Raw genomic sequence first — 13,275 nt, 5'->3', positions numbered from 1 at the left:
CCGGCCTGCCGCCCTGAACAAGCGACGGCGGGCGGGTTACGTCAGTGGCGTCAGGCGCGCTTGCGGCGGGAGATCATCACACCGCCCGCGACACCGGCCAGCACCATGCCGGCCAGAGCCACGGTAGCGACGCTGGCACCGGTCTTGGACAGGCCGTTGCCCTTGTTCTCGCCAGGCGTCTTCTTCTCCAGCTTGGCGATCGCGGCGTCGAGGGCCTTCTGCGCGGCGTCGACCTCGGCCTGAGTGGCGTCCGGGTCGTTGGCGACGGCCTGCGCCTTGGCGAGGGCGTCACGCACGGCCTTGGCCGAGGCGTCGGTGTAGCCGCCCAGGCTGAGGGCCTGAGCCTTCTTGATCGTCGCGTTCAGACCGGCCTTGTCGACCGTGCCCGGAGTCGGGGTCGGGTTGACTTCGGCCTTCTTCAGGGCAGCAGTGGCGTCCTGCAGCTCCTTGAGAGCGGCGTTGACCTCGTCCTGGGTGGCGTCGGTCTTGGCCAGGATGCCCTTGGCGGAGGCCAGAGCCTTCGCGTAGCGAGCCCAGGAATCCTTCGTGTAGTCGGATTCCTTGAGGCCGGCCTTCTCGGCGGAGGCAACGGCGTCGGCCAGAGCGGTCGTGTCAACCTTCTGCTCAACCTTCAGGCCGGCGATGGCGGTCTTCAGGTTCTCAGTGGCGAGGGCGACCTCATCCTGGGTGGCCTTCTCGTCGGCGAGCACCTTCTTGGCGGCGTCGCGGGCGGCGACCAGCTTTGCCCAGCTGTCCTCGGTGTAACCGGCGGCGTTGAGCGCGGCAGCCTCATCGTAGGCGGACTGCAGGTCGGACTTGTCGACCGGCACCACGGTCGGCGGCACGTCACGATCGGTGGTCACACGCAGCTCGGCGGCGGAGGCGAACTTGTTCTCCTGATTGGCAGTCTGGCCGGCGGAAGAGAGCACGGTCAGGCGGACTGCCGTGACGTTCTCAACCGCGTCGAAGGTGGCCTTCTGCCATTCGGTCGTCGTGGAGAACTCGCCGGTGACCTCCTTGGTGGTGCTGCCAGCATCCCTGGTGGTGCCGTTAGCCAGCGTCAGCGTGATCTTGTACTTCTTGATCTTGCCGTTGGCGTTGGCGCCACCGGAACGCGGCAGGTAGCGCAGACCGGTGATGGTGGTCGGCTCGGTCAGGTTGAACTGATACCAAGCAGTGCCATTACCGACCGCGTTCTCGCCGTAGGCGGTGTGCCACTGCGTGCTCGCGTTGCCGTCCTGCGCAAGATCCGCCGGGCCCTCCGAATCGCCGCCCTGCGTCGCTTCGACGCTGCCGGCTTCGACGGTGTAGTCATCGGTCGCCACATCGTAGGCGTCGCTGGAGTCATCACCAGCGGCGGTCTCCATATAGGCGGCCAAGGCCACGGCGAGGTCGTACGCCTCGGTGTAGTCGGCGGCGGTGGCGCCGTCCTTGTTCAGCTTGGCGCGGATCTGGGCCACGGTACGCACGTACACGGCCCACGCGTCGGCGCTGTAGTCGGCGGACTTGTCGCCGTAGGTGTCGGTGACTTCCTTGAGCTGGGCCTGGGCCTCGGCCTTGGTGTGCGACTTGGACGCCACGTTTTCGACCTTCAGGTCGTCCATGATGAAGTCCTTGTAGCCACCGAAGTCCTGAGCGGAGCCAGTGGAGCCCTGCAGGTCCGGAGCGGTGCTCGTGGAGTAGATGCCGAACCAGGTGTCGCCGGTCACGGAACCGGTGATGGTCGCGGTGAACGTGCCGTCGGCGTCCTTGCCCATCGCCTTGGCGATGTCCGTGGTCTTGACGATGTTGTTCTCACCGTCGCCCACGATGAACGCGTAGGTGTTGTCGGAACCGGCCTGGTACTTGAAGGAGACCTTGTAGGTCTGGCCGGGCTCGAGCTTCACGTTCTGCGGAATCGTCTGGTAGACGATGGCGCTGCGCTGGGTCAGGCCGTTGGTCTTGAGCGACCAGTTGCCGTCGAGCACGTCGTCCATCTTCTTGACATCCCAACCGGCCTGCGTGAACGGGGCATGCAGCTCGGAGAGGTGGGTGCGGTTGTCCTCGACGCCCTCGATCGGTCCGATGACGAACGGCCAGATGCCCTGGGCGTTGTCCTCGAAGTCGTTAGTGAGCGTCTTCAGCGTGCCGTCAGCGTTGAGGGTCAGGCCCTTGTAGCCGTTCTTCAGCACGCGCACGTCGTCGAAGTAGGCCGGCGCGGTGGCGTCGGTTCCGGCGTCGTGGGACAGGGTGACCGTCACGTCGCCGCTCTCGGGAGCGGTGAACCAGACGTACATGTTCTGGAAGTAGCTGCCGGCGACGCCGTCCTCGATCACGGTGTTCGTGTTGTGGGCGTACGCCTTGACGTAGTTCTTGGCGACGGACTTGCCGGTCTTGTTCGTCGCGAGGACCTTGCCGCCGTTGGTGACGGTGATCTTCGCAGCGGAGTTGGAACGGTTGTCGACGCCGAGGTAGATGGCGTACTCCTTGCCTGCCTCGAGGTCGGTGAGCTTCTGGGAGACCTTGACGGCGCCCGTCAGCTTGAGCACGGCGTTGCTGGTGCCCACGACGGCGGCCTTGCCGGAGCCGGTGGCGGTCCAGTTCTCATCGAGCGTCTTGGCATCGTTGAAGCCGGCATCCACCACGTGCATGCCCTCGCTCCACTTGACCTGGATCTGCTTCTCGTCGCCCTTGGTGACCACGTACGGGGTCTTGGCCTCGGCGGTCAGGGAGATCTTGCCATCGGTGACCTTGACGGTCTTCTCGTTGGTCTTGCCCTGGTCGGTCAGCTGGTAGACCTTGACATTGGAGAGGCTCTGCCAATCCTTCGGCAGTGTCCACTCGGTGGTGCCGCCCTTGGTGTTCCAGTGGTAGAGCTTCTCGTTCTTGGACTCCACGAACTTGCCGGTGTTCACATCCCACAGCCACGGCAGCAGGTAGGTCTCGTTGGCGTTCGCGTCGGCGGTGCCGTTGCCCGGCGCCACCCTACCGGTGGAGACGACGATGCCGTTGAGGGTGATCGTACGGTCGCGGTAGCCGGCCTCGGCGGTGTTGTTGGAGCCGCGCTTGAGGACCACCGTGTTTCCGGAGTCGTCCTTGAGCGTGATCTGCTCGTTGCCGTTGTTGATGGAGGCGTCCTGCACGGAGGTGGAGTCAAGCGGGGAGTTGACCCACTGCGTCACCTTGAAGTGCTGGATGAACTTGGTGGACACGTCATGCGTGTACAGGTTCTCGATGTAGGCGGCGTAGTCGTTGCGGCCCTGCCAGCCCTCGAAGTCCTTCATGCTGTAGCCACCGAGCAGCGGGGCGTTCGCGGCCTGGCCGTAAGACGGGTAGTCGCCGACCCAGCTGTCCTTCTGGTGGTTGCGCAGGAATCGCATGACCTGGGAGTTCTCGCCCTTCATGCCGGAGCCGCCGTAGGTGAGGTCGGCAGCCCAGTGCTGGAAGGTGGAGTCGTACTCGTTGCCGGTACCCCACTCGGTGGTCATACGCCAGCCCTTGTCGTTGATCATCTGGCTCATCTTGCGGGTTTCCCACGAGTCCTCGGCACCGGAGGTGTTGTTGCCCCACACGTCGAGGTAGATGAAGTCCATGCGCTTGCCGACTTCCTTGGAGAACGCCGCGAAGCGCGAGTTACGCGAGCCGGAGGCGAGATCGTAGATGCCGTCGATGCCGACGCCCTGATCGAGCCAGTTCCAGCCGTAGCTCAGGCCGTCGGAGGAGTTACGACGGACCATGTCCTCGCTGAACGCCTTGGCCTCCGGGTACATCTCGGACGCGTTCACGTGGACGCCGAAGCGTGCGCCGTACTCGGCGCCCTTCTCCATCAGCGTGTTCATGTCCGTGACGCCGCCGGCGCGCTTGTTGACGTCGGCGTAGTCCGGGTGGCCGGAGTCGTGGCCCTCGTTGCCGTAGCCCTTGAGCAGCACGGACTGGCCGAGGCCATCGGTGTTCAGGGCCACCTTCTTGACGTTGTCAAGCGTGGTGAGGAACGGGTTCTGCGCCTGGGAGCCGAAGTTCATGGAGATACGCCAGGAGACGAGCTCCGGCACCTCCTCGGACTTGTACGGGTTGTTCATGATGTCGCGGTACGCAATCGCGCCATCCTCCCAGTTGATCTTGCCGTCCTCGTTCTCGTCACCGGCGATGGCGACGGCCATCTTCGGGTAGTCGGTCTGGTCGACCGTGTACTGACGCTTCTTGGAGTCGGTGACCGTGCGGTGCCAGTAGTACGGCGCGGTGCCAAGGCCGAGGGACGTGTCGGCACCGACCTTCTGGGTGTTGGCGAGCACGCGGGTGTTCTTCGCACCGCCGTTGACGGCGGCGATGTACTTGCCGTCATGCTCGGAGTTGGACCACAGGCCGGCGCTCAGGCCGCCGCCGGAGATGAAGCCGTAGGTGTAGTCCTCTTCGTTGGAGACGGTGGTCGCGGTCAGGTTGTAGTTGGTGTCGCCCACGCGAGCGGTGTCGGACGACATGCGGGCGCCGGTGAACTGCGCGCCCTCCTGGCTGGAGCGCACGGAGATGAGGCTCTGGTTCGGGAAGGCGATCGTCTGGATCGCGTTCTTCTCGACGTTGCCGTCCTTCTCAGCGATGTTGTTCTTGACGTCGGTCACGTTGAACTTCAGCGTGTTGTCGACCACGGAGATCTCGACGGTGAGCACGCCGTCAATCTTCTTGGCCTCGTCCTTGACCTTAAGGGTGTAGACGGCCTTGGTCTTGCCTTCGGTCTTGAAGGTCACGTCGCTGTCCTTCAGCGTCAGCTTGGTGCCGTTGATGGTGACGTCGCGCACGTCCTTCGGCTGACCGTACATGACCTTGCCGTCGAGCTTCTTCATCGTGTACTGGAGCACGGACGGGAAGTTCTTCTTGACCTGGACGTCCATGTCGGCGGTGGAGAGTGTCTCGGTCTCGACCGGGGCGGTCTCGTTCATCGACACGTTGATGTCGGCGACGTTCGCGTCGGAAACGGTGACGTCCTTGGTGACGTCGTCGTAACCGTCGGCGGAGAACGTCAGCGTGTACTTGCCGGCCGCGAGGTCCTTGAGCGTGTAGGTGCCGTCGTCGCCGGTGGTGGCGGTGGCGCCGCTCGTGGAGACGGACACGCCCTTGAGCGCGGTGCCGTCGGCCTTGGTGACCTTGCCGGAGACCGTGTACTTGACGACCGGGGCGGTGTTTTCGTCCTTGACGTAGACGTCGGTGAGCTCGGTGCCGTTGGTGCCGTTGAACGTGCCTGCCTTCATGGCCAGCTTGTTGGTCAGGTTGGTCATCGCGCTGTAGTCGACATCGTCGAAGGCCTTCTCGCCGTTGACCTTGACGGACAGCTTGCTGCCGGTCCACGCGAGCTCAATCTTGACTTCGGCGCCGGCGGCCGGGGCGGCCAGACGATCACCGTTGTACCAATCGCCGCTGCCGCCGCCGGTGTAGGTCTGCCAGAACCAGCCACCCGCATCATAGCCGACGAACAGGCCGCTGCCCGGATCGGTGTAGCCCAGGTAGAAGCCGAAACGGTTCAGCTTGCCGTCCTGCGCCGACTTGACGGTCGCGGTGTAGGAGCCGGCCTTGGTCATGTCAACGGTAGTGTTGCTGACGGCGACCGCCGGGTAGGCGGAAGCGGTGCCAGCCTGGTTGCCGTTGCCGGTGCCGGACTTGAAGTGCGTCCAGCCGGCGTACTCGCCGGAGCCGGCCTCCAGCGTGGTGCCGGTCTTGTTGGTCGCAGCATCGATCGTCCAACCGTTGACGGCAGCGTCGTCGGCAGCGGTTGCGGCGGTGTTGGCGCTCTTCGCGCTGGACTTTGCCAGGGACTTGAGCGCGAGAGTCTGCAATTGGCTTGCAGTAAGCGGCGCTGCGGTAGCCACGCTGCCCACCCCCATGGGGGCGACGGCCAGCGCGACCGCAAGGGCCACTGAAACCACTCGTTTTCTCATATACTTCCTTATCCTCGTCACTGAGGGTCTGAGACCCCTTCGTTGAGCAGGCGCACGGCACAGAAGCCCCGCGACGCGCGTCTCAGTCATTTATGATAACACTCTTAACAAAAAAGCAGAAGCGAGTGTTGTTTGTTATGGAAATCTGTGAAAAACCAAGAGGAAACATCTATGTAACGAAAGTTTACAAAATCGCACGAAAAGGCAAGTGCGGGCGTTAGCGCTCACAGTTGGCGTTGGGCACGCAAGTGTGCGGCGAGCATCCGAATCCCCACATTGTCGTGCGGCGCACACCCGAACCCCAAGCTGCCGTGCGGCGCACACCCGAACCCCAAGCTGCCGTGCGGCGCACACCCGAACCCCAAGCTGCCGTGCGGCGCACACCCGAACCCCCAAGTTACTGCGGCAGCGCATACCCGAACCCCAAGCTGCACAATGTGCATCTTGCGCCAAGAATTCGCCAGATTGTGCACCTCAAGGTACACAATCCGCCCCTTTCGTTCACACTTCCCACACAAAAAATCCCCAAGATGCACAATGTGCAACTTGGGGATAGGGCGGGACGGGGCAGGCAAGCCCGACAGCTTCGTCAGGGGCAGGCGGGCCCGACAGCTTCGTCAGGGGCAGGCAAGCCCGACAGCCTCGTCAGGGGCAGGCGGGCCCGACTCCGCCCCGCCAAGAGCAGACGGGCTAAGCCGCGCCCCGGCTCACACCTCGTCGGGAACGAACGCCTCGAAGATGTGGTAGTCGAAGAAGTCGCGGCACTCGTCAAGCTCATCACGCGAACGCACGGTCCACGAAACCGGCACCGCACCCATCCAACGGGTCGCACGCATCTGCGGCAGCGGACCGCCATGCCAGTCGTACGCCACGAAATCCGGACGCGACATCCAGTTGAACACCAGCAGTCCGGCCAGCCACTCCTTCATGCCGGCGCCGGCCTTGCCGGGCGTCGCCGACTCCGCAAGCTGGCCACGGCACACCTCCGGACGATGCTCCTTGTACCAGTTCACCGCGCCCGGATGGAACGACTCGATCACGTACGGGCCGGAGTAGGCCTGCAGCAGCTGGTCGCCCTTCTCCATCAACTCGGTGTCGCGGTCGGTCCACGAAACATTGTCGGCGAACTTGTACTCGACGATCAGCGGCGCACGGCCGGCGACCACACGCAGCACGTCCGAAAACAGCGGCACATGCTGATAGTATCCGGTCGGCGTCTTCGCAGACGCGGCGACCGGATCGGCAAGAGGCGCGGCCTCAGCGTCGCCCGGCTTGGCGGGAGCCGGGAACAGCGGGATGCGCGTGAGCTCGTCGTACGTCAGATCGGCGACCTTGCGCGGATCACCGGCCACGCGCAGCAGATCCTCGTCATGCACGACCACCACATGGCCGTCCTTTGTCAGCTGCAGGTCCAGCTCGATGCCATAGCCGGCCTCGCAAGCGGCGGCAAACGCGGCGAGCGAGTTCTCCGGGGCGATCGAACCGGCGAAATCGGCCGTGCCATAGCCGGCCTTCAGCGCGCTGCGGCGGGCGAGCGCCACATACTCGCCGCTGCCGGCCGCGTATTCGGGGGTGAGGCCGGAGCCGGCGTCATGCAGACCGCGATGCGCGTACCACACGTCGGGGATGGACGGCACGAAGTTGCGCTGGCGGTCGCTGAACGAGCGCGGCTTGATCGCCCACACGGCGGCCGCGGCGGCGGTCAGGCCGGCGAGCGCGAGCTTGCCGCCGAGATGGCTGCGACGCGCGCGGCCGGGGTTGTTGTTGCGATGATTGACCATGATGATCCTTTCCTATCGCCGAGGTTGTTGGTGCGGGGATGCGCAGGGCGGCCACCCTGCGTCACTCTGCGCCACTCTGCTCGCCCTCGCACAGTGACGCAGGGTTGAAAACCGTTGTTTTTCAAGGGTTTTCGCGGAGTCGTCACTCTGCTAGGGCGAGCAGAGTAACGGAAATGCGGCATCGGCGACGGCAACCGGACGCCGGCGGCGCCCCGGCCGGCCGGCGCGGCAGACCACGCCACTGCCACCGCAGGACGCCCGATTAGCGCAGAACGCCTTCGATGAGCGTGGTGATGAGATCCGTGTAGCCCACGCCGGTCGCCTCCCAGGCCTTGGGATACATGGAGATCGGGGTGAAGCCGGGCATCGTGTTGATCTCGTTGACCATCACCGTGCCGTCCGGCTGGACGAACGTGTCCACGCGGCTCAGGCCGGCGCCGTCCACCGCCTTGAACGCCTTGACCGCGGTCTCACGCACGCGCTGCAGCGTCTCCTCGGGCAGGTTCGCGGGGACCTCCACGTGGCTGGCGGACGCATCCATGTACTTGCTGTCGAAATCGTAGAACTGGTCGTCGCCCTCGTTGCGCTTGTCGAGCACGATCTCGCCCGGCCAGCTCGGACGCGGCTCATCGCCGGGCTTCGGGCACAGCACCGCGCACTCGATCTCGCGCGCGTCGATGCCCTGCTCCACGAGGATGCGCCAATCATGATGGCTCGCCTCGAACACGGCGGCGGCCAGTTCGGCGGCGTCGCCCGCGTGCTCGACCTTGGTCACGCCGAAGCTGGAGCCGGCGCGCGACGGCTTGACGAACAGCGGATACTGCAGTCCGGCCGCCTCGACCTGCGCGAGGATGTCGGCCGCATTGGCCGCAAACTCGCCGGCCGCATCGTAGCTGCGCGCGTCCAGCGTGATGCCGGGGGCCACGGGGATGCCGGCCGCGGCGAGCAGCACCTTCGTGTAATGCTTGTCCATGCAGGCGGCCGACGCGAGCACGCCGCAGCCGACGTACGGCACGTTCATCATCTCGAGGAGACCCTGGATCGTGCCATCCTCGCCGAACGGGCCGTGCAGCACGGGCAGCACCGCGTCGATGTGGCCGAGCGAGCTGAGCGTGCCGTCCGCGTTGCGGGCGAGGAAGCCGTCCTGGCCGAGCGCCATGTCGAGTACGACGTCACGCGAGCCGGGGGTCTTGACCACGGTCGGCAGGCCTTTGGCGAGATCCCAGCCGAGCGGGTCCTCGCCGTCGACGATCCACTGGCCGGCCTTCGTGATGCCGACGGGGATCGCCTCGAACTTGTCGGTGTCGAGCGCGCGCAGCACGCCGGCAGTCGAGATGCAGGAGATCGAATGCTCGTCGGCCTTGCCGCCGTACATCACCACAATGCGTTGTTTGGCCATGTTGTTCCTCTTCTTATATGTTTTCCCGGAACGGCTCGGCACCGCTTGCGCGGGGCGCCGGACTCCCGGACCATTCATTCGTCCGTGCCGTTGCCGGCACATGCTGGGTCATAAGAGTAATACGGGATTGATACGAGCGAACGCGGCGGTTTGCGGGGGTTTGGGAAGGGTTTGGGGTGCGGCCGGGTGCGGGTGTGGCGTGCGGCCGACTCCGGCGGAGGTTTTGGGGTGACGTGACGGGGTGCGGGTCAGTTTAGAGTCGGTTTTTGGGTCAGTTTGACGGCCGCGTGCGAGATGTGGGTGTTTTGTTTTCCAGTTTTAATGGGGACTGCTGTGTGACCAAATCGGCAAAACGGCTTTATAGAGCCGTTTTGCGAGTGTGGGGCGATGACCGTACCCGCTGTTTTCCCGAAATGAAACACCCACATCTCGACGGAGTGGGTGAAATCGAGGCGTTGCCGCGGCGACAGCACTGCGGAAATGAGCCAAAATTGGTCAGAACCGACCGGAAACGACCGAAACCGACCAAATCGACACTGCCCGCGGCGGTTGTCGCCGGTTTGGCGGCCCCCAGTATGGCAAAGGCCGGTGCCGCCGCACGCATAACGCTCGCGGCAGCACCGGCCCGTCGACGGGAATCGGCCGTCCGATTGGCGGCCTCCGCACCCGCTACTCCTCGGTAATCTCGCTGCCGAACAGGAGCGAGAGCATCTCCTGGCATGAGATGCCATCAGCCAGCACGCGGCTCATCGCGCAGGCGAGCGGCGTGGGCACGCCGAGCTCCTTACCGAGCGCCACCACGGCGTCGGTGGTCGGCACGCCCTCGGCGACGCCGTTGCTCACGCGCGTCGCCTCTTCGACGCTCAGCCCCTTGCCGAGGTTCGCGCCGAACGTGTAGTTGCGGCTGAGCGGCGAGCCGCAGGTGGCGATGAGGTCGCCCACTCCGGCCAGACCGGAGAACGTCTTCGGGTCGGCGCCGGCGGCCTGGCCGAGCGCGGTCAGCTCGGCGAGGCCGCGCGTCTCGATCATCGCGGCCGTGTTCTCGCCGTAGCCGGCGCCGCGGGCCATGCCGACGGCGAGCGCCACCACGTTCTTCAGCGAGCCGCACATCTCCAGGCCGATCACGTCGGTGGTGACGAACGGGCGGAAGTAGTTGGTGGTGCAGGCGGCGGCCACCTTGTGCGCGTTGTCGATGTTCGCACAGCCGACCACGGTGGCGGCGGGCTCGCGGGCGGCGATCTCCTTGCTCAGGTTCGGGCCGGAGATGGCGGCGAACCGGTCGGCGGGCAGGTCGAGCGCTTCACGGACCACCTCGTCCATACGCTTGCTGGTCGTGCGTTCGATGCCCTTCATGAGGCTGACGACGATGGCGTCGTCGGAGATGAGGCCCTTAAATTCGGCGAGCGCCACGCGGGCGAACTGTGCGGCGATGGCCACGACGATGATCTCCGCGTCGCGCACCGCTTCGGCGCGGTCGCCGGTGGCGGTCATGTTGGCGGGCAGCTCGGCCACACTGGGCAGGCGCACCTCGTTGCGGTGATGGTCGCGGATGCCTTCGACGATCTCAGGCTCGATGGCCCACATGGTCACGTCGTTGCCCGCGTCGGCCAGCACCTGGCCGAAGGTGGTGCCCCATGCGCCTGCGCCTAGCACTGTACACTTCATTTACTCGCCACTCCTTATCATTGCGTTCACTTACGTTCGCTTGCGTGTTACGTTCCGGTGCTCCGCGTCCGCCGCACGGCACCGCTGCACGTTCCGGCTTGCGGCCGCCGGCTCGACCGTGCGGCGCCGCTACGTCACGTCGACGTTGCGTATATCACGGTACTGTACACGTCGGCCCGTCCGGCGCGTATCCGTTTGCCGGGGTTTGCCGGGGCGCGGACCGGTTGCGGACGCTGCAGCTCCGCGGTTGCTTGGCCGACGGACCGCGACGCCGGTCGGCTACTTGTCGACGCGGCTCATCGTGCGGTAGTCCCAGTAGCCGGCGGGGGCCTGCTCGCCGCGGATCTCGGTCATGATCTGGGTCATGCGCACGCGCACGCGGCGGGTCAGCTCGTCGGCGAGCGCGGTCGGCGGCTGCTCGCCCCACGAATCCTGGTCGATGAGCAGGTCGCCGTAGTCGAGCTGCGTGTCGTAGCACATGACCACGTTCTTGCGCGGCCACGGCCACCAGTGGTTGATGGACGCCGCGCCCCAAGTGACCGCGCAGAACAGCGGCACCTGATGGCCGAGGCGGCGGGAGGCTTCGAGCGCGATCACGCCGACGCCGTTCTTCATGCTCATCGGCCACTTCTTCGGGTCGCGCGTGACCGTGCCCTCCGGCCAGATGGTGAGCGGGCGTCCGCTGGTCAGGATCTCGACCGACGTCTCCTCGATGGCCTTCGCCTTGCCGGAGCGACGCTGCACGGGCTGCATGCCGACCAGCTGGAACCACTTGCCGATGAGCGGCCAGTGGGCCATTTCGGCCTTCGCCATGTAGCGCGGACGGCGGCCCATGTGGAACAGGCTGGCCATCGGCACGAACACGTCGAACATGGTCACGTGCGTGGCGGCGGTGATGAACGGCCCGGTTTCGGGGATGTTGTCGAGGCCCCACGCGTACGTGCGGCAGCTCGCGTGGAAGACGACGTCGACGCCTTTGAGCAGTCGCGCGGTGCCTTTGGGGTGCTGCGCGTTGATTTCGGCCGTGTTGATCGTGCGGTTCGGACCGGTCGGCAGGTCGCGCATCGGGTCGACGAGCTTGTGCGCCTTCGCAAGCCGCGCCACCTGCGCGTTGCTGAGGGGTTTGACCGCGGAGCGCGGGGACGGTTTTCCTTTGGATGCCATGTGCTCCATTGTGCCGCCAGCCTTGTACGGGGGTTGGGTCGGGTGGGGCGGGGGTGAGGGCGGGGTTGCGGGACGGGATGGCTGACGAATGGAGGCGTGAGTCCGGCATTAGGCCCATTTCAACGGCCCGGAATGGGTCTGACCTCGGAGTGGGACTGGTCAACTCCCGAAATTCTCCCATCTCGAAGATCCCGGATGGGAGAAAAACGGGAGTAGGGCAACACGTCTCCTGGATTTCTCCCATTCCGAGCAAGTCGGATGGGAGGATTTACGGAGTCGGCACGTCAAACCGGGTATTTCGCCCCATCCCTCCCTGTCTCCCGCCTCACAACACGCCGATTTATCATACCGACCGTCGGTATGTATACTTGGGGCCCAGTACACAGGAAGGAGCGACGATGGCACGCAACGCGCACCCGGAAATCACGGAACGGCGCATCCTCAAGGCCGCACGCGACCTGTTCATGGAAAAGGGGTACGAGAAGACCTCGATCCAGGACATCATCGACCGTCTCGGCGACCTGTCGAAAGGCGCGATCTACCACCATTTCAAGTCGAAAGAGGCGATCCTCGACCGACTCACCAGCGACGACTGGGACTACGCACAGGGCGAATCCACGCGCATCGCCGACCGCGACGACCTCAACGGGCTCGAGAAACTGCGCGCGCTGTTCAAACTCGCCATGGGCGACCGTGAGCACAACCAGCTGACCCGCGCAGCCACGCCGTTCCTGGACGACCCGAAGACGCTCGACGCCAACCTGCGGTTCTGGGCGAACGAGCTGCCGAAGCACTGGCTGCCGTTCATCGAGGAAGGCATGGCCGACGGGTCGATCCCGACCACGTACCCGCGCGAGGCGGCGCAACTGGTCTCGCTTCTGGGCAACTACTGGCTGCTCCCCCACTTCTACCCGGCCGACCGGGCGGAACTGCGGCATCGCGTCGAATGCCTGGCCGCGATGCTCGACGCAATCAGCGTACCCGTGTTCGACCGCGAGCTCATCGACATGTGCGTCGACTTCTACATGCCGTTCGGCGGAGACGAGATCACCCCCGGCACCACCGCCGCAGCCAGCAACATCCCCACGCAAGACGCATCCCAGCCAACATCGGAAAGAAGCAACTGACATGTCCACGATCAGCGACAACGACGACATCATCGAAACCACCGTCCAGCACCACCGCAGCCAGCCCGCACCTCGTCCAGTCACACCCAGCGCAAGAAATTACGGAAAACTACCGCCATCGCCGTAAATCCTTGCACTGAGTTACGGCGAGCGCAAGAAATTACGGACAACGGCACCGACTCCCGTAAATCCTTGCGCCGACCGTCAGTCCGCGACAGCCATCCGCCCACAGT

At 65.1% G+C, this 13,275-nt stretch carries 6 protein-coding genes; 1 reads left to right on the top strand and 5 read right to left on the bottom strand.

Annotation, left to right across the window (positions count from 1 at the left end; all coding sequences use genetic code 11):
* Window positions 1–50: 50 nt before the first annotated feature.
* The 5 genes from F7D09_RS08145 to F7D09_RS08120 form a co-directional block, all read right to left on the bottom strand.
* Window positions 51–5,906 (bottom strand): endo-alpha-N-acetylgalactosaminidase family protein, encoded by a 5,856-nt coding sequence (locus F7D09_RS08145; RefSeq protein ID WP_152234900.1) that lies wholly within the window; start codon window positions 5,904–5,906, stop codon window positions 51–53.
* A 707-nt stretch (window positions 5,907–6,613) separates the two neighbouring features.
* Window positions 6,614–7,687 carry a glycerophosphodiester phosphodiesterase family protein gene (locus F7D09_RS08135; protein WP_152234898.1) on the bottom strand — a complete coding sequence of 358 codons (1,074 nt, stop codon included), beginning with the start codon at window positions 7,685–7,687 and terminating at the stop codon, window positions 6,614–6,616.
* A gap of 262 nt (window positions 7,688–7,949) precedes the next feature.
* Window positions 7,950–9,086: a D-alanine--D-alanine ligase family protein gene (locus tag F7D09_RS08130; protein WP_152234897.1), complete on the bottom strand. Its 1,137-nt coding sequence runs from the start codon at window positions 9,084–9,086 to the stop codon at window positions 7,950–7,952.
* Between the two features lie 669 nt (window positions 9,087–9,755).
* Window positions 9,756–10,751, bottom strand: coding sequence for an NAD(P)H-dependent glycerol-3-phosphate dehydrogenase (locus F7D09_RS08125; RefSeq protein WP_152234896.1), 996 nt, complete (start codon window positions 10,749–10,751; stop codon window positions 9,756–9,758).
* Window positions 10,752–11,030: 279 nt separating this feature from the next.
* Window positions 11,031–11,915: a lysophospholipid acyltransferase family protein gene (locus F7D09_RS08120; protein WP_152234895.1), complete on the bottom strand. Its 885-nt coding sequence runs from the start codon at window positions 11,913–11,915 to the stop codon at window positions 11,031–11,033.
* 398 nt (window positions 11,916–12,313) lie between these two features.
* On the opposite strand from F7D09_RS08120, the gene F7D09_RS08115 reads away from it, so the two are divergent.
* Entirely contained in the window at window positions 12,314–13,042 is a 729-nt protein-coding gene (locus tag F7D09_RS08115) for a TetR/AcrR family transcriptional regulator (RefSeq protein WP_152234894.1), read from the top strand.
* Window positions 13,043–13,275: the final 233 nt, after the last annotated feature.

This window comes from Bifidobacterium leontopitheci (genome assembly GCF_009193355.1).
Lineage (GTDB): Bacteria > Actinomycetota > Actinomycetes > Actinomycetales > Bifidobacteriaceae > Bifidobacterium > Bifidobacterium leontopitheci.
Note: the sequence above shows the minus strand (reverse complement) of the source record. Positions and strands in the feature narration are given on the sequence as shown.